At 43.2% G+C, this 18,942-nt stretch carries 14 protein-coding genes; 1 reads left to right on the forward strand and 13 read right to left on the reverse strand.

What is annotated here, in order from left to right; translation table 11 throughout:
• Positions 1 to 107: 107 nt before the first annotated feature.
• Positions 108 to 1,328: a phosphonopyruvate decarboxylase gene (aepY, locus tag HWQ23_RS28550; protein ID WP_292836291.1), complete on the reverse strand. Its 1,221-nt coding sequence runs from the start codon at positions 1,326 to 1,328 to the stop codon at positions 108 to 110.
• 70 nt (positions 1,329 to 1,398) lie between these two features.
• On the opposite strand from aepY, the gene HWQ23_RS28555 reads away from it, so the two are divergent.
• Positions 1,399 to 1,590 carry a hypothetical protein gene (locus HWQ23_RS28555; RefSeq protein WP_292836293.1) on the forward strand — a complete coding sequence of 64 codons (192 nt, stop codon included), beginning with the start codon at positions 1,399 to 1,401 and terminating at the stop codon, positions 1,588 to 1,590.
• A gap of 242 nt (positions 1,591 to 1,832) precedes the next feature.
• Here the strand turns inward: HWQ23_RS28555 and aepX are convergent, their stop codons facing one another.
• The 12 genes from aepX to HWQ23_RS28615 form a co-directional block, all read right to left on the reverse strand.
• Complete coding sequence (gene aepX, locus HWQ23_RS28560) at positions 1,833 to 3,488, reverse strand: phosphoenolpyruvate mutase (protein WP_292836295.1); 1,656 nt, start codon at positions 3,486 to 3,488, stop codon at positions 1,833 to 1,835.
• Positions 3,489 to 3,706: 218 nt separating this feature from the next.
• The gene (locus HWQ23_RS28565; RefSeq protein ID WP_292836297.1) at positions 3,707 to 4,462 is read right to left on the reverse strand and encodes a phosphocholine cytidylyltransferase family protein; all 756 of its coding nucleotides are present in this window, start codon (positions 4,460 to 4,462) and stop codon (positions 3,707 to 3,709) included.
• A 135-nt stretch (positions 4,463 to 4,597) separates the two neighbouring features.
• Positions 4,598 to 5,311: a 2OG-Fe(II) oxygenase family protein gene (locus tag HWQ23_RS28570; RefSeq protein WP_292836300.1), complete on the reverse strand. Its 714-nt coding sequence runs from the start codon at positions 5,309 to 5,311 to the stop codon at positions 4,598 to 4,600.
• A gap of 99 nt (positions 5,312 to 5,410) precedes the next feature.
• The gene (locus tag HWQ23_RS28575; protein ID WP_292836302.1) at positions 5,411 to 6,037 is read right to left on the reverse strand and encodes a CDP-alcohol phosphatidyltransferase family protein; all 627 of its coding nucleotides are present in this window, start codon (positions 6,035 to 6,037) and stop codon (positions 5,411 to 5,413) included.
• Between the two features lie 65 nt (positions 6,038 to 6,102).
• Positions 6,103 to 7,305: a bacteriohopanetetrol glucosamine biosynthesis glycosyltransferase HpnI gene (gene hpnI / locus HWQ23_RS28580; protein ID WP_292836305.1), complete on the reverse strand. Its 1,203-nt coding sequence runs from the start codon at positions 7,303 to 7,305 to the stop codon at positions 6,103 to 6,105.
• Positions 7,306 to 7,545: 240 nt separating this feature from the next.
• Complete coding sequence (hpnK, locus tag HWQ23_RS28585) at positions 7,546 to 8,460, reverse strand: hopanoid biosynthesis-associated protein HpnK (protein ID WP_292836308.1); 915 nt, start codon at positions 8,458 to 8,460, stop codon at positions 7,546 to 7,548.
• A 428-nt stretch (positions 8,461 to 8,888) separates the two neighbouring features.
• A complete protein-coding gene (gene hpnJ / locus HWQ23_RS28590) occupies positions 8,889 to 10,343 on the reverse strand; it encodes a hopanoid biosynthesis associated radical SAM protein HpnJ (protein WP_292836311.1) in 1,455 nt (484 codons plus the stop codon).
• A gap of 651 nt (positions 10,344 to 10,994) precedes the next feature.
• Positions 10,995 to 12,650 carry a B12-binding domain-containing radical SAM protein gene (locus HWQ23_RS28595; protein WP_292836314.1) on the reverse strand — a complete coding sequence of 552 codons (1,656 nt, stop codon included), beginning with the start codon at positions 12,648 to 12,650 and terminating at the stop codon, positions 10,995 to 10,997.
• 450 nt (positions 12,651 to 13,100) lie between these two features.
• Entirely contained in the window at positions 13,101 to 14,408 is a 1,308-nt protein-coding gene (locus HWQ23_RS28600) for a CO2 hydration protein (RefSeq protein WP_375466551.1), read from the reverse strand.
• Between the two features lie 133 nt (positions 14,409 to 14,541).
• Entirely contained in the window at positions 14,542 to 16,038 is a 1,497-nt protein-coding gene (locus tag HWQ23_RS28605) for an NADH-quinone oxidoreductase subunit M (protein WP_292836316.1), read from the reverse strand.
• Positions 16,039 to 16,283: 245 nt separating this feature from the next.
• Positions 16,284 to 16,997: a carbonic anhydrase gene (locus tag HWQ23_RS28610; protein WP_292836319.1), complete on the reverse strand. Its 714-nt coding sequence runs from the start codon at positions 16,995 to 16,997 to the stop codon at positions 16,284 to 16,286.
• Between the two features lie 51 nt (positions 16,998 to 17,048).
• Positions 17,049 to 18,926 (reverse strand): NAD(P)H-quinone oxidoreductase subunit F, encoded by a 1,878-nt coding sequence (locus tag HWQ23_RS28615; RefSeq protein WP_292836322.1) that lies wholly within the window; start codon positions 18,924 to 18,926, stop codon positions 17,049 to 17,051.
• Between the last annotated feature and the right edge of the window lie 16 nt (positions 18,927 to 18,942).

The following is an 18,942-nucleotide window of genomic DNA, read 5'->3' on the forward strand; positions in this document are numbered from 1 at the left end:
AGTGGGGAGTGGGGAGTGGGGAGTGGGGAGTGGGGAGTGGGGAGTGGGGAGTGGGCATTAATAAATTAAGAGTTTGTACAATAAATTTATTAATTACGAATTACGAATTACGAATTAGGAATTATTAGCTCAGAACCAATGTGTTTCATAAAGCGTTGCAAAACTGCTTCTGGGGTAAGGTTAGGTCGAGGTAGGTTTTCTAAAGTTCCGGGACGGATTTTTAAATGAGCGAATTTAGGTCTAGTGTTAGCATCTGCGGTAAATAAGGCATCTAAAAGGGCTGGATCATCTCCGGCTAATGTGACACCATAACCACACGCTTCGGCAATTTTGGCAAAGGAGATACCCGCAGAAACGGTGGCTTGTGCGCCTGTGGAATCGTGGACTTCATTATCTAAAAGAATATGGATCAAGTTAGCACCGCCATAAGTGCCGATAGTCGCAAAGTTACCCATTCGCATCAGTGCTGCACCATCGCCATCTATTACCACTACCTTCAGGTCTGGACGTGCTAAAGATAGTCCCAATCCCATTGAGGAAGCGCAGCCCATCGATCCAACCATGTAAAGATGATTGGCGCTGTCTTTACTGGCAAATAGTTCGCGTCCCGTGTATCCCGTGGTGGCAATTACTACAGTGTTTTCTGGATCAATGAGTTCCACAATCCGAGCTAGTGCTTCGCTGCGAGAAACGCGTTGTTCTTTGCGATCGCGAAAAAAACTTTGCTGAATATGAGCGCTACTACTATTTTCTCGTTCGGGGATAGAAGAACGGGTGAGTGCATGGGGTGCGTTGGCGTAGCCCATCGTTCGCGTAGCGTCTCGCAGAGAAGATATCGCTCCTTTACGCATAATTAGAGCATAAGGACAGCGTTCTTGTTGCATATAAGCTGTGGCTCTTTGCAGAACTGGTTCTATTTCTGCTGCGTGTGTGGGAAAAAATTCCCAAGGTATAGTCATTGTTTCCAACAATTTATCTGTGATTTGCCCCATTAATTGATGTTGCGGTTCATCTTTTAACAGGCGATCGCCTCGCAGGGTACAAATCAGCAGCAACGGAATCCGAAAGATATAAGTGAGCGAAGTTAATGGGTTAACAGCATTCCCCAAACCAGAGTTTTGCATCATTACCACAGCTGGTTTACCAGCAATTGCTGCACCGGCTGCGATCGCTACAGCATCTCCCTCATTGGCTGCGGAGATATATCTAAGTTGAACGTCATTGATGACGTAGTTAATAAAAGGCGTGAGAAAAGAACAGGGTACGCCAGTGTACCACTCAAAACCAAGATTACGCGCAGCTTCTACAAATTCCTCTGCCTGAATCATAATTAAAAATTTACAGTAATTTTTGACATAGGGAGTGGAGAATTGAGAGGAAAAATTATTACTCCAACCTTTGAACTCGGAACTCCCACCTCTGAACTCGCAACTTTTACCTCTGAACTCGGAACTTCCACCTCTGAACTCGGAACGTCAAGATTGGAACTCGGAACGTCAAGATTGGAACTCGGAACTTCCACCTCTGAACTCGGAACTTCCACCTTTGAACTCGGAACTTCCACCTTTGAACTCGGAACGTGGAGATTAGAACTCGGAACGTGGAGATTAGAACTCGGAACGTGGAGATTAGAACTCCCCACTCGCGACTCCTAATATCATGTCCGCATAATTTAGTTATGATTTCCACAGTCATTGCACCCCACCCCTTAATCCCCTCCCCGCAAGCGGGGAGGGGAGACAAAGCGCAGCTTTGGCGGGGTGGGGTTCTTCGGGTTTAATAAGTAATCCAGCATACATAATATAACTCCCCACTCCCCACTCCCCACTCCCCTATTGTTTCAATTGAAAAGCAAGGTCAAGATCATCTAAAGAATTAACATCTAACCAGTTACCGCGAATATAAAGCACCTTGATCGGTTTTCCTTGCTCGATTAAATAATTGCATAATTCTGGCAAACCCAAACTGTTGAATTCCGGTCGTTTTTGCAACTCATGGAGTGCTTCACTCACCCACTGTCTACCTTGACTCCGCACGCGCAGCATCCCAATCCAGCGTCCGCTAGATTTCCCTAATTGGGTTTGTGTTGTTTTAGAAATGTCCAACAGGTTAACATCTTGTCCAAAAATGGAAAGGTCATCTGGGATTGAACAATAGGCGTAGTCAGGTGAACCGCTAACAGACTTACCGTTTGCTACAGAATCGACTACAGCGACAATTTCTCCGGGACATTCTAATAAATCCCGCAGGATGTAGCTTCTAAATAGTAAATCGCCATAAAGTACCAGCATCTCATCGCCGAAACTGGTTTGAGCGCAGGCTAAGGATGCTAATTCTCCCGTTGTTTCATAATCTGGGTTGCGGATGACTTTAGTTCCAGGAACATTAATAGTTTCTGCTTTGTAACCTGCGACAACGGTAATATCGTTGATGGCAAGTTTTTTAAATTTGTCCACCAAAAGCCTGAGCAGGGGTTTACCTCCAAGGGGTAACATTACTTTTGGCTTATCTTGCGTCAACCCTGCTAATTCTTGGCCTCTGCTAGCAGCCAAAACGATCGCTTGGGTATGTTGTCGTCCGTTGCTAAAGTAGCGTTTTTCCGCTTCTATGAGTTCATCCGCCCCCTGTAGCCGGAAAATTTCTTTTACAGGCGCAATCTCATCTTCAATGTTGATTAAAGTTTCGCTGGCTTTCACTTCATGAGCGATCGCTTGCATACTAGCAACAGCAGCTCGAATCAGATGGTTTGCCCAGATGACCAAATTAACTTCAGCTTTGCGAAAAACATCGGTAGGTGTGCTGTAATATTTAGTCGGTATAATCACTAACGGCGAACGACTCGCCCATTCTTTGGCAAAGGCTAGCACTTGGTCAGGACGCGATGATTTACTGTGAATCAAGATCGCGGTTGCTCCGGCTGCGTGGTAAGCTTCAGCTCGGCGCATTGCCTCCGAAAGATCCCAGCCGGCAATCAAAGCTTCGAGTCGGGCGACGATGCAAAAATTTGGGTCTGTCTGACTATCCTTACCTGCTTTTATTTTGCCGCAGAATTCATCAATATCAGCCAAAGCTTGGCGACTCCCGTTGATGAAGCTATTGGTTTTGGGAAAAAGCTTATCTTCAATACAGACTCCAGCAATACCTCGCTGTTCTAACTTCTTAACCAGGCGGCGCATATTATTAAAGTTGCCATAGCCAGTATCCCCGTCTAATAAGATCGGGATGCTGGTAACATCAGACATGAACTCCAGCATTTCTACAACTTGAGTCCAACTGGCTTCATTATTATCTCGAACGCCATATTGAGCCGAAAGGGCGAGTCCACTGGCCCAAATTCCTTTAAATCCAGCCTCTTCCACAATGCGGGCGCTAATCCCATTGTGAGCTTCCATGATGAAGTCGAGTTGAGGCGATTCTAGTAATAACCGCAATTGGGCACACTTACTTAATTTTGTAGCGGTGTCAATGGGTGCAAATATTTGATGCATTTATTCTGCTTTTTTCAACCTATAGTAATAATGAAAGAAGAATTCAGAAGCCAGAATTCCGAATTCAGAATCAATTAGTGGGAGATTCAAAACCGCCACTATGTTTTTGACCACTAAATCGGATATTTAATCGGGTTTTAAACCCCTTGATTCACCCGCTAGTAGTAGCACAGAATTCATACTGAATTCTGATTCCTGAATTCTTTCTAAAGATATTTTCAGACATTTTTTGCGACTTCTATCTGAGGTAAAATATCGTTTTGGGCACGTTGAATATCCTGTGGAAAATCGATTTCAATCCAAGATAAACCAGTGATGTCTTCGTAGCCAAAGCTTTCGGGAGTTTCTAACAGTAGATCCCGAATAACTTCTTCATAAGGTTGTTCATCTCGTTCGTCAGCGATATAATATTCTGTGCGAGTAGCAATCCGGTGAGCAGCAGCACTCCCAAAACGAAAGAATCCCACTGATTCGCCAATCAAATCATAAGCCAAACCAAGAGCTACTTGTTTGCGAAACTCTACTAAATGATTATCTCTGATGCAAAGCTTTACGGGTTCATCTCCGGGTTCAAAATCCCGATCCAGTAAGAAGCAGTTGGAGATATTTGTCTTCACAAGTCGCTCAATGATGCGGCGATCGCACAACACATCTGCATCCATTAATAATATGTCATCGCCAGCAGCTAGCTGTTGACGTAAAGTCCAAAGGCTAATCACACTACCTTTGGTGTAATCAGGATTATAAACTGTACTGACCCAATTTTCGGCTCCTAATGCTTTAATTTCATCCTGAATTCTTTGTGCTTGATAACCCACAGCAATCACCACTTCCTCAATCTGGTAATGACGGAGATAGTTCAAATGGCGCTCTAATAGAGATTTGCCGTTAAATTTCAGTAAGCATTTGGGTTGGATTTGCCCGTCTTTACCTAAGCGTCGTCCAACGCCAGCAGCTAATATAATTGCCTTCATCGTCAAGTCACCAACTGAGCTAAGATACCAGAAAATCTGGGAATTTTCCCAGTATTTTATAATGACTGTTTTTTGCTCAAGACAATATTTGTTAATTAATTCTTAACATGGAAGAAAGATTAACTCTGTATCGCTTCAACGGCGAAACACTTGGCGAAAACCGAAATAGGCGATCGCGTCTTTCATATTCGAGACAAAACGTTTTAACATACCCATGCGGGTGTCGGTGACGTATTCTAAAGTTAAGACAATACGCTGTTCATTTTTACCCAAAGGTGTAACTCTGTGATAGAGTTTGTCACCATTGAATAATACTAGAGTACCAGGGGTTAAGGAGAGCGATCGCGTTTGAGTCTCCTGTTCAGGAATATCTTTGTAGAGTTGATATTCCAGCTTACTGGATGAATTATCAACTAAACCTAGCAACACTGTATAGCGTTTACCGCGATAGTAAGAGGTATCGTAATGATACTGGATATGGTCTCCAAGCTCAGTGTAATAGTACAGCGCGTAAGTATGGGGATCAGCGCCAGGACAGGGAAGGAGTTTTTCTGCCGTAATTTGGTTGAGGAACTCAAAAAAGGCACTGAGTTGATAAAACTCTCCGAAAATCGGAGCAAGACTGTCTAAACTATAGCGGCTGATACTACCGCCCTTTTTATGATTGGGAATATAGTTGCGGTTGATAGCAGGTTGCAAAGATGGCAACAGCGCCAAGAACTGCTCGATGATGCAGTTAGGGAGAAACTTCTCCACTACCAAAAATTCATTTTGAGCTTGGAACTCAGCTTGAAGTTTTTGGTAATCAACAACTGCTATAGCTTTATCAATTTCAGTTTGAAGCTCCATTGTTAATTTGATACTAATACAGGATTGCGAAAATAAATATCGCATTCGGAAAACTAGAAAAGGCTATTTTCTTAGCTTTCTGCCCAATGCCCCGTTATACTAGTTTGATTCCGGCTGCGGGAGTGCCCGAAATTGCCAAATTACCCATACAGCAAAAGTTGGTGCCCCAATTGTCGCTAACATTAGTAACGGCTCTAGTCCATCCAGTAAAGTAACAATGGGAAACAAATACAGCACGTCTTCAATGTCAAACCCGGCGAAATTTGGTTGACGGCTGGCATCTTTACCTAAACGCTGTTCCATTTCGTTTCGCAAATGAAAGATGCAAGCAACAGATACACCAGATACTATCCCCATAAGCAACGCCCACCAACCAAATTTTCCCTCCTTAAGACCATATCCAATACACACAAACAAAAAAATGTGGATGATAGCATCACTAGCGAGGTCATACTGATGTCCCCATTTGCTGCTTTTCCCACTCAAACGAGCTAATTCACCGTCCGTGTGATCTAGAAAGTTGGATAAAGCAAACAGCCCTGCCCCAATGTTAACCCAAATGGCATCGCCAACTGCGGCAGCTACGCCCGTCGTAGACATCGCGACGGCAGCCGCCAACCCTGTCACAAGTCGGACTGTTGTTAGATGATTGGGGTTTACCCAACTGTCTTTTAGAGGTTTAACTAGCCAGTAAGCAAGTTGAGCATCCCAAGGCTTTATGGTCATAGATGAACTTAAATTTGATGTGGTCTTGGAATATGTATAACAGTAATTACTAACAAGTCAAAACCTTAATTGATAATTGATAATTCATAACTTTTGTCTTTTTGTGCTAGTAGCTTTCCATCTTTAGTTAGCTTCAGTTGCTGCCCCCGCCACTCTATAGTGTTGCCAATAAAGGCAAAACACCAAATAGCAAAGCTTAATAAGTCCCACCCAGGAACGAGCCACAGAAACTTTTTGACAATTGGATCTTTCAGACTTATAGTACCAACAATCCAAGCCATCACCAATCTTGTTACCCAACAGATAGATAGTCCTAGCCATCCTAGTATTGAACCACCCGTGGCAATCAGCAGCAGCAAGCTGGTGACGATACCATAGGTAAAAATTAGTCCTAGATAACCCCAAGGACGAGAAACTCGTTTACAAAGCGCCCAACGAATCTGGCGCTTGATGACATCAATTAAGGTGGTGCTTTTATGTAGATGTTCAACTATGTAATCGGAAAGCACAACTTTGTAACCTGCTTGGACAGGTAGATAGCCAAGTTGGAAATCATCTGCCAGATAATCAGCGATCGCTTCAAATCCACCGATGGCTTCTAGTACTTTTTTCGGGATGGCAATCGTGCAACCAAAGGCATATTTTATACCCTTTTCCTGGATGTTGCTGACTAAAACCCCAGCATGAAATTCAGTAGTAGTACCAATAGCCTCTAATGTCGATATCCATCCTTGGGCTAAGGTTCGATACATACAAGTAACTACACCCACGCTTTCGTCTTGCAACGGCTGGATAACTCTTTGTAAATAGTCTGTTCCAACTCGGATGTCACTATCAGCAAGGACTAGAATTTCGTATTTAGCTTTGGCTGCGGCATTCGCCAAGTTGCTAACTTTCAGGTTTGTACCGATGACGCGATCGCTTACTATCAACAGAATATCCAAATCTGAAAAATTGTGGATGATTTTCTCTACAACCTCTATGCAAGGGTCTTGAGAGTTTCGCACAGCAAAGATGATTTGATATTCTGGATAGTCCTGCTGACAAAATGAGGCGAAGTTTTCATAAGCATCGCTATCAAGCCCGCAAATGGGTTTGAGGATACTAACTGGTGGATGAAACTCTAGATCAATTGGCTGGGGAGTAGCAAAAAAAGTTATTGCTGCATAAATTGCATAGCAATAAAACCAGACAGCCGAAATGCACAAAATTAGTAATAAATCAATGATAATCAGGTTAACGTTTGTTAAAAAAGTAGATACAAACATGGGCATTGATTAGCAGAGGAGTAATATTAGCATTTGCTAGATTCGTTGCCGATAAGTTTAGGACTTTTTCATGTAGGTTACATGAAATTGGGGTGACAAAGTTATTACTTTAGATGAATTTTACTTTTAAATTTTCAGGACATATTTTTAGCTGGCGCAATTATTTCCAAAAGTATCTGAATCAAAGCCAGATACTTTTAGGATTAATTATCATTAATTAAAAATTCTGGAAAATAAAATTTAGCTGGTAGGTTGGGATAGAAAATGGTGGTTGGTAATTTCAAAGCCGTTACTAAGGAGTACTTCGCGTACCTGATCACTTAACAAGGCAGCAAGTTCTGCTTCACCTGCCTCTAGTTCTCCATTCAAAGGTTCGCCATGAATAGCGTTGGCGTTGGCGTAGCCTCTGCAAGAGTTGCCCGCCTTCGGCATCGCCGGATGAGAGTAAATCTCCACCAAGTTTGCCTGAATTTGGGGTATCAACCCAAGCAAATATTCCTCTGTAATGCCACCAGTTTGCAATAAACCGTAAACTCTTTCGGTAAAGCTAATACCTTGGGACTTTAGCATCTTCTCACCATAGCGGCGTAGTCTGCCAAATACTGCTGACCAAACTAGCTTTGTCAGCAGATGACTGCGATTCACTCTGAGGGTTAACCCCAGTTCCTCACTTGGAAGACGAATAACTTTAATATCAAATTCTGGTGCCAGATCAACTAAAATACGCAAGATCACTGGATGCATATGCATGTGCAAATGTCCATCCACATGAGAGAGAGATAAACCCGTAGAACGGTATTTTTCTAACTGGGCGCGAATTTCTTGTCGCAGTTCTTGACGGGTTTCCTTGACAAATTGATAGCGCAACCCGGCGAAAAATGGACTGTTGGAAAAGTTACCTTGTTTGTCAACTAAATGGGGAATTTGCTCTGGCGGTAAGACAGAACGACCACATATCAATACAAGATGTAGACCAACAGCCAGGGTTGGGTGGGCAGTTGCCAAGGTGACAGCTTCTTTTGCAGCATCAGCGCTCACCATCAGGCTGGTACTAGTTAGTATTCCCTGTTTGTGTGCTTTGATAATTGCTTGATTAACTCCTTGAGAGAAACCAAAGTCATCACCATTGATAATGGCGAATCGCTTTGCTTGCATATGTTTTTTTCTGATAATTGAGCTATTGAGTTAGGGATTTCTAATAAATAAATTAAACGAACCACTCCAGACGCAGAGAACACAGAGGAATGAGGAAGAGAGAGTTTTTTCGTCAGTTTTGTGTAAGTCTCTTAGCTCGACTTTATCCAAAATTAAGAACTCGGTTTTCTTCATCCGAGCGACTAGAAGTCGCGCGCCAGGTGCTTCAAGTCGGCAAAGCCGCCCAACGCACTGGCTTGGCTACACAGGCAAAACCTGCCTCCGCAGGTTAACAAACCCTTGAATTTGTATTAGTCCACGGAGGTGGACTTTGGTTGTGTAGTAGCGAATTATATTCGCCCAATACTTTTAAAACAACCTGTTAGACTTATGTCGATCCCAATCCAAAATCGTATTATGTCAATTGCTCTAAAAAGAGCAACCAACTACTAACCAACAACTACTGATTCTGCTTTAGCCGTTGCTTGGGTGCGACGATCTTTTAAGTAGGAGAAAAATTCCCGCCCTTCACGCAGGCGACGCACTAACATTTGGGGATCGGTGAGCATTTCACTGACAATTGGAATGATCGCTCTGGGACGAAAGTAAAATTTCCGATACATGTTTTCAACTGCATCTTCAATCTCAGCACTGGAGAGATTTGGATATTGCAGTGTGGACATTTGAATCCCTGAACTAGCAACTAAGGAATTGTTGCTAAACCAATTATTTTCCTGTGCTTGACGATAAAGTTCTGTTCCGGGATAGGGAGCTGCGATCGAAACCTGAATTGTATGAGGACTAATATCGCAAGCAAACCGGACTGTTTCTTCAATTGTTTGTTGGGTTTCGTCAGGTAAACCAATGATAAATGTGCCGTGTACGGTAATGCCAAGTTTATGACAATTTTCCATAAACTTCCGCGCGACTTCCAGCTTGATTCCTTTCTTAATCCCATCCAAAACTTGCTGATTCCCAGATTCAAATCCTACTAATAGTAGGCGTAAGCCATTATCGCGTAGTTGTTTGAGGGTGTCATAGTCGAGATTGGCACGGGCGTTGCAACTCCAAGTCAGTTTGAGTCGCTGCATGTGTTCGCTAATCGCGATCGCTCGATGTTTGTCTATAGTAAAGGTGTCGTCATCAAACATATATTCTCGCACCTTGTCACCGAAGATAGCTTTAGCTTCTTCCATCTCGCGCCCAACAGCTTCTGGGCTTTTAGTGCGGTATAAGTGTCCACCAATTGTTTGCGGCCAAAGGCAGAAGGTACATTTTGCCGGACAGCCCCGCCCAGTGTAAAAGGAAATGTATGGATGTAACAAGTAGCCAATAAAGTATTTGGTAATATCCAAATCACGGTGATAAATCGGCAATACACTGGGCATAGAATCCCAATCGTGAATCAAGGGGCGGTCTTGATTATGACGTATATTACCCTGGCGATCGCGGTAGCTTAGACCGGTGATTTCTTCCCAAGATTTAGATAATGCTAGTTCTTTGCAGGTATAGTCAAATTCGTGGCGACACACAAAGTCAATAATTGGGTTTTCAACCAGCGTCTGCTCTGGTAATATTGCTACGTGCGCTCCAATTAAGCCAATCTGGATATCAGGGTTTTGAGCTTTTATTGCCTTAGCACACTTCACATCATTAGGCAGCGAAGGTGTGCTGGTGTGCATGATAATTAGCTCGTAATCTTTAGCAATTTCGATTACATCTTCTACTGTTTGGCCATGTGGTGGTGCATCCACAAGCTTACTACCAGGTACAAGGGCTGCGGGTTGCGCCAGCCATGTAGGATACCAGAAGGAAGTAATCTCGCGCTTGGCTTGGTATCTCGAACCTGCACCACCATCAAACCCATCGAAGGAAGGAGGACTGAGAAACAAAGTTCTTTTCACAGGTATATTTCCTTGTATATAGTTTGAAGGTTTTAGACTTTTTTACGATAAAACCTCAAAAACAGCATATGCGATCGCAGTCCTAAATCATTCATTAAATTTTCTATTTCTCTGGAGTTAGCGAAAAATATTTTTTAATTGAACCACACCAGACGCAGAGAAAACAAAGAGATAAGGAATGATCTAGGACTGCTATATATCAATAAAAGTGTTTACTGATAAGCATAATTTATCGAACAGAATACATGCGTCAGTCGTCAGAATACAGGAAAGGTATTCTGTACGAAAAAGCGGATAGCGTAGCGTAAAGCCTACGGCATGGCAACTCTTGGAGACGCTACGCGAACGCTTAGAGCGACTGTGCGTAGCGTCTGAATAATCGGCGTTTTTGCACCCCCACCAAATTTTCTTGTTTTGTGGTCTTCTCTACGAGACGCAAGCGCGAACAATCAGTCGCGGGTCTGAATAAGAGACTGATAGCGTTACGCTTTCTCGTGTCCGCGTACTCCTGCGGAGGACAAGCTACGCGTAGCGTCTGTCTGCGACACGCTGCGCGAACGTAGAGAGCGTCTTGATTCTGACGAATGTATTCTGACTTCTGAATTCTTCTTCAACTTTGTTTTGCTTTTTAGCAAAATGACATCTTGACAGTTAGCTACGAACTTTGGTAAGGACTTTTTGGGAATAAAAGGAAGCCGATTCTTCGTTTTTGGCACAATCTTGGGCAAACTTAATCAAATGATGTCCGACAAGTCCAACGTGAATCAAGTTTTCAATATTACCTGCTTTCAATGCTGGCTTGGCCATTTTCCAGAAAGTCTGACGATAGTTACTAAATATGCCTATCCGCAGCAAAATATTAGCTAAATAAGTTAGACCTTTGCGAATATTAGCCGCAGAAGCGCGAGATGGGCTGTTAGGTATTTCGATGCGGTTTGGGTAGGTGTGTTCCATGTTGTAGGCAAACCGTTGATATAAAAATTCTGGCTCATAAGCAGTTGTGATGCAGCGCCGCCACATCTCAATAACTTGCTCGTAGGGCATCAAAAACTCAACATTTGATTCGCGGCTTTCATCATAGATAAGTCGTCCTTCTGCTTCTAACCTCCGCCATAATGGAGTTCTCGGTAATGCATGAAGCAGGTTAATTGTCAACATGGGAATTTGGGATGCCCGAATAAATTCGATAATTCGGTCTGCTGTTTCTGGTGTATCTGTATCCAGCCCGATGATGATTCCTGAAACTACTTCCATGCCATAGCTATTTAAAATCTGAATCGCTTTTAAGATTGGCATACTCAGATTTTGGTCTTTGGAAATAGCATGGAGAGCATTTGGTTCAGGTGTTTCAATACCACAAAAGATTGTGCAAAAATAAGCTTCGCGCATCATCTCTAGCAGTTTTGGACTTTGAGCTAGGTTGAGCGTTGCTTCACAGGCAAACTGGATGGGGTAGCCATTGCGTTTTTGCCAGTCAATCAGATGAGGAAGTAACTTCATGGCGGCGCGGCGATCGCCAACAAAGTTATCATCGACAAAATACACTGCCCCCAAATTACCAGATTGTCGCATTGCATCTAACTCTGCGACTACTTGCTCTGGTGTTTTCATCCTGGGGCTGTTGCCATAGAGTTCTGGAATATCACAAAACTCGCAGCGATAAGGGCAACCACTGGAAAATTGCACATTTGCCAGGAAATAATCATTGATATTCAGCAAATGATAAGCTGGGGTGGGAAACTCGGTTAAGGGTAAACGTTCTTTAGTTTCAAACCGAATTTGCGCTTGGGGACGTTCCAGATTTTGGTCTAAATATTCGATCATGCGATCGCTAGCATCTCCCAACTCACCCAAGTGTAAAATGTCAAACTCAGGATAATATTCTGGACACCCAGATACTGAGGGGCCACCTACAACTGTAATTTTGCCGGCTCGATGGGCAAGTTCATTAATTTGATTAATCTGTGGTTTTTGGATATGCATTCCACTCACAATCACCACATCAGCCCATTGGTAATCAGCCCTACTTGCTGATTTGACATTTTCATCAATAAACCTCACTTCCCATTGTTTAGGTAAGTAGGCAGCCACAATTAAAATACCTTGGGGTGGCATAAAAGCCCGAACGCTACCCATGAGTGGGTAGGCGTGATGAAAAGTACCAAAGGACCGGCTGTATTTGGGAAATATACACAGAATGCGTCGATGGTGCGAGGGAACGTAGCGGGTTCCTTGAGCAGTAGGAGCGGTTTTTGAATCGCCCGCTACATGAATTTGTTTATCTAAAGACTTCAGATTCACAGTCATCGCAAATTTCACCCTGGAAAACTGAGCAGCTAATTTGACAGTTTATTGACAAAATCAGCTATTATTTCAACTAGCTTACCAAAGAAAGGCAGTTATGCTAGAGATGAAACAATGCGGTGAGCCAGCGTGGCATGAGAAATCCGTAATATCATGTCCGGTAGCATACCCATAATAAAAGAACCCCACCCCCAACCCCTCCCCGCAGGCGGGGAGGGGAGCTAAAGCGCAGCTTTGGCGGGGTGGGGTTCCGGGTATTATGCTTAATTACCCGGACATGATATAAGTGATCGATCACAAACTAAGTAGCAGAATAGCCCTTGTGATTGCAACTCTTGGAGACGCTCCGCGAACGCTTCGCTCGCAATGACTGTAAATATTTTTGTCCGATTACTTATTTTTCTTTTTTCGGATGAAACCACCCGGTACTTAAAAAGCGGGCTGGGGGGTTTCTTATCTATAATCTTGCTTTTGGATACTCCCTAAACGAGCCGCATCACGAATATTATATTCAGGACGAGTAAAGCGATTTAGCTGCATCTCAAAAAAATCTCGATTGGCTTGTAAATGCTTAGGATTTTGGTCATCCAATGGATATAAAAGTGCAGTTCGCAAAGCTTGAATTACCGCAGAAGTGACACAGTACATTGAGCGTTGAAAACTAACTCCCAACTGAATCAACATATCTTCTTCACCCCGGCAATGTTTGCTGTAGTAATCTACAAGATATGGTGGCAAAAAATGCAGCATATCTTGCATTAATAATGTCGGGGGAATGCCAGCAGTACCCACTGGAAATACATCAGCGTAAAGAATGCCGAAGTGAAAATCTTTTTGGTCTTCTGGTACTTGACGCGCTTGAGCATTATAAGATTTTGTCCCTCGGAAGGGTGCAGTGCGGTAGAAAACTGCTTCTACGTAAGGTAATGCGGCTTCATATAGCCACATGAAACCCTTAGATTTGGGGACAATTTCATAGCATTCGCCCCGAATATAAACGTGATGGTAAATGGGACGACCTGCGATCGCAAATATACCATTAACTAAGAAACTCATTGCCTCTGGGACGCTGTTAATTGTCCCTTCGTCATAGCGATCGGACATTTCAAAGAATACCGGAGCCATCACTTCCCAGAATAAGCCCAGATTAGCGTAGTATGACATCTGGCGGCACTGTTCTAAAAACATATCGGGGAACAGCTTGTAAAGTCCCAGCATTACGGGATTCCCTTGGAAGTAAGCTTTAATTGCCTTGTCAGCGTTGGCTTTGTATTCTTTTGAATCTAGGTAAGGGTCAAATTGCCCACCCATCCCTCTGTGCCACAACATAGCCCGCATACAAGCTTCCGCAAATTCCATGTTAATGCGATCGTGGAACAAGTGATGCAACAACTTCGGCATTTTGAAAGTTTCACCCTTCTCAATAAATGCCAAAAGTTCTGGATGTGCAGTAGCTTCGCCGCGCCAAATTCGTAAATCGGCATCATCGCCAGCATAATGATTATGCAGTTCTAAATACTCTTTGGGTAAGAAGTATTTAAAGAAGGGAAGCGGGTTTAAAAATTCGTGTTCGGCAATATAAAGTAGGTCACGCCAGTAAAAATCCATCGGCACAGCATATGCTTTGTATAAACCGATGATTTGCATCAAATTTTCTGGGGTATCGGGTAACATTGCACCGCCTGCTTCTAGGCGGTGAATTACTTCGGCAAATTCGTGCTTTGAAGGAGGTAATTTAATTGCTGTTTTAATTGCTGTCATGGTAATCGTAAATTGGTAGAGACGCGATTAATCGCGTCTGGGGGATAAATTTTGAGAGGCGATAAATCGTGTCTGGGGGATAGGTTTTGAGACGCGATAAATCGCCGTCTCTACAAGTGTTTTGATTTATTTCCTATTTCACCGCTACTTGAGAGATGACGGTTTTTTCCAAAGAGGGAATTGTAGCCACCATTGTTGTAGTTGTGGATTCACTCCAACGCACTAACCAAGTGGGTTGTACTCCCAAAAAGATGATAAAAGCTGCCAAAATTAAAGCTGGTATTTTCTCAGACCATAAAACTTTCGGATAGTAGGCTAAGTTATCGAGTCTGCCAAAACAGGTTCGGTTGAGGAGAATCACAAAATAAACTGCGGTTAATCCACTAGCGACTACACACAAAATTGTCGGAATGGGAAAGATAGAGAAACTACCTTGAAAGACGATAAATTCCGCGATGAATCCTGTTAAACCGGGGATACCAGCACTAGCCATACCACTTAAAACTAGTAAGGCGCTAATTAGGGGTAAACCGCGTATGGGACTCATTAAGCCATTGAGTTTATCTAACTCGCGGGTGCCAACTTTGGCTTCCACGACTCCCACCAAGTGGAAGAGAATCGCCAGGATGATACCGTGGCTAAACATTTGGGCGACTGCACCCACAAGTGCTAAAGGAGTACTGGCGGCAGCAGCTAGTAAGATATAACCCATGTGGCCGACGGAACTGTATGCTACCATGCGCTTGATATCTTTTTGAGCGATCGCAATTACTGCCCCATACATGGCGCTGACTGCTCCCCAAATTGCCAAAGTCGGTGCAATAATACTCCAAGCATGGGGAAACATACCTAACCCAAACCTCAACAATCCATAAGTTCCCAACTTTGCTAATACGCCACCGAGAAGAATAGCAATTGGTGCTGAAGCCTCAACATAAGCATCGGGTAGCCAAGTATGGAAGGGAACTAAGGGAATTTTAATCCCAAAACCTAATACTATCCCTGCTAGTAAAAGGATTTGTTTTGCTGTTGATAGATTTTCTGTAGAGAATGCATCAAAAGCAAAATTGGTAGAACCACTCAGCCACACCATACCTAAGAATGTTGCCAGAATTAATGCTCCTGAAACAGCAGTATAAATCAGGAATTTAATCCCAGCATAAGCCCGTTTTTCCCCTCCCCAAATTGAAATTAGTAAGTAGAAGGGGATTAATTCTAGTTCGTAGAATAGGAAGAATAGCAGTAAATTTTCTGCTAAAAAAGCACCTGCGACTCCTCCACTAACTAATAAAATCATCGAGTAGAACAGCCGGGGACGTTCAGTTTCTTTACTACTGCTGTAAATAGCAATCCAGGTGAGCAGGCTATTTAACACCAACATCAATATAGAAAGCCCGTCAACACCTAATTGATAACTCAAACCAAGGGTTTCATTCCAGGGCAAATACTCTTGAAATTGCATTCCGGGATTGCTGATATCAAATTTTAGCAGGATAAAAAGGTTCCAAAATAGAACTATCCCAGAAAAAATTAATGCTGTTAAACGAATGCGATGTTTAGGGATACTTACAGGTAATATTGCTATTAAAACAGCAGCGAAAATTGGCAGCCAAATCAAGACGCTTAACATGGTAATTTTGTCCTTTGTCTTTTCCTCGTTCCCAGTCTGAGACTGGAAACGCACTTCATTGCGGTGCCGCGAATTCGTGAGGCAGCAGCCCCTAAATTTGCATTCCCAGTCTCCGACTGGGGACGAGATTTAAAAAGCTAGTACAGCGCGGCGGAAATAAACAATCCATTCCAAATCAACAAAACGCTTACGCTGTATTAGTTTTGACTTTTGACTTTTGAATGCGTGACTTCCGCCTTGCGGTACTAGCCTACTATAGTGATTGCGCCAGTATCTAAATCGTAATAGCCACCGACTATTTTCAGTTTTTCTGCCTTGATTAACTCAGATAAAACTGTTGATGATTTCAATTTCTTGATTTGCGCCAAAATATTTGCTTTACAAGCATTTTCTAACTTATCTCCTGATTTATCTTTTGAGCTTTCTACACTTGGTTTAATTGCTTCAAGTAAACTTCCAATTTGTCCAGGTACTGGATCGCCTTTCATCGCCGCTTGTACCGCACCACATCTTTCATGCCCTACTACCATGATCACTTTGGAACCTAATACTAAACTGCCAAATTCTAAGCTACCAATTTGCTGTGTTGTGGCAATATTACCAGCTATCCGGCAGACAAATAAATCTCCAAGTCCTTGGTCAAAAACAATTTCTGAAGGGACTCGTGAATCTGCACAACCGAGAATAGAAGCGAAAGGCTTTTGACCTTTAGCAACTTCGACTAAACGTGAATAGCTTTGGTCGGGATTACGACGTTTTCTTTTGGCAAACCTTTCATTTCCATCTAATAGCTCTTGCAATGCCTTATCGGGGGTAATATCATCTTCTGCTAAGGCTTTTTCGGGTGCAAGTAAGTTTGAGCTAAGTCCGGCTGTCAATACACCTGTACCGATCGCACCTGCACTAAACTTAAATAAACTTCTTCTAGAAAGATTTATCTGGGGATGTTGTATGCTCATGAAATTATTCTCACAATATTAAACTGTTAACTTTTAGGAGGATAGTTACTGCTACCCATATGTCGAGATTTGAAAAATCACATTTAAAAACTGCACTCCCCAAAATGACCAAGTTACCCAGATTCCTAAAACGCCTACTCCTAAAAGAACAGTTAAGGCATAAAATTGGGTTTGTCCAGAGGTGCTGTATTTGAGAGTTTCGCTACCTAATAGGGAAAATAAACCAACCAAATTAACGATGCCATCGACTACAAGGCGGTCAATCATATCGGCAAGTTGGGAAATTTTGGCAACGCTGAAAATAATGGTCATCCGATAGAGTTTGGGGGTGTAAAAGTCGTATGCCAGTAAGTCTTGTAAACCTTTCCAAGGGAGGCGAATCGGTTTAGGAATATTGCCTAAATAAATCAGTCCAGTGATGCTGCAACCGGAAATACTCGACCAAATTAAAAGTAGTGTGACATCTTTATTTAGACTTGCCCAATCGGGTAAAATTGATAAGCTTTGCAACACTAAAGGAAGATGTAAACTGACACCAAGTAAAATCATCATTGGCAAAATCATCGGCCAGTGTGCTTCAGGCGATCGCTGACTCATTTGTGTAGCTTTACCGCCAAAAATCAAACCGAATTCTCTGGTTAAACTCACGGCTGTTAAAGTATTTACCGCTATCACTACTCCCACTAACCAAGGCTGCGTTTCCCACAAACCATCTGCTAATTTGATCAACGCCCAAAAGCTACCCAAGGGTGGAAAACCAATTAATCCCAAAGTCCCGACGATAAAGGCTATTGCTGAAATTGGGCGACGTGTCCACAATCCGCCTAATTGGGTGACATCTTGGGTGATGCTATTCCAGATAATTCCCCCAGTACTCATCACCAACAAGGCTGCTGATATGGCATGGGTGAGTACTAACAACAGTGCCGTTTCGGGTTGTTGCACTCCCACGGCGATGAATACTAAACCCATATATGCGCTGACAGAATAGGATTGGCAGCGTTTAAGATCAATTTGAGCGATCGCAATTAAAGAAGCACCTAACGCTGTCACTACCCCAATACCCACCATCGCTGAGGAAACTATGGGCGAGATGGTTAACACAGGTTGCAATTTAATCAGCACCCATGCACCACTAGCGACTACTACCGAATTCCGCAAAATCGTACTGGGAACTGGGCCTTCCATTGCTTCATCCAACCACAAATGCAGGGGGAACTGGGCGCATTTACCCATCGGCCCAGCAATTAAGGCTAAACCTACCAGTGCCATAGTTGTCGGGTTGACGTTAGCAGTAGCCGCCCACTTGGCTAGTTCTGGATAACTCCAAGTCCCGGCTAGGGGCCATAGTGCCAACACGCCCATCAGTAAGAATAAGTCTCCCACCCGCTTAGTTAAGAAAGCATCTCTCGCACCTGAAACTACCAACGGCTGACTAAACCATAAGCCCACTAAGAGGTAGGTTCCCAGCGTCAGGACTTCCAAAATTACATAGCTAAAGAACAAGTTATTACACAGAACAAGGGCACATAGTCCCGCTTCAAATAATCCTAATAACGAATAGAAGCGTCCCCAACCCCAATCCATTTCCATGTAGCCGATCGCATAAATCTGCGCTAGCAAATTCAAGCCAGTAATCAGAACCAAAGCGCCGACACTCACTGAGGAAATTTCTAAAGCAATAGTCAAGTCTAAACCAGCCGTAGATAACCAAGGAATAAATACTTCTTGGGCTGGCTGATTCCAAGTTGCTTGTAAAGCGATCGCACTATGTACAAACGCCAAAAATGTCATCACCAAGTTTACATAACCCGCCGGTCTTGGCCCGGTTTTCCGAATGATCCCCGGCGACCAGGGCACGGCTAATAAGCCACCTATTAAGGCATAGCAAGGAACTAGCCAAACAGTCTCAAGTAGAAACTGAGCCATCAACTTACCTCTAAAT

Source organism: Nostoc sp. JL33, assembly GCF_017114985.1.
GTDB lineage: Bacteria > Cyanobacteriota > Cyanobacteriia > Cyanobacteriales > Nostocaceae > Nostoc.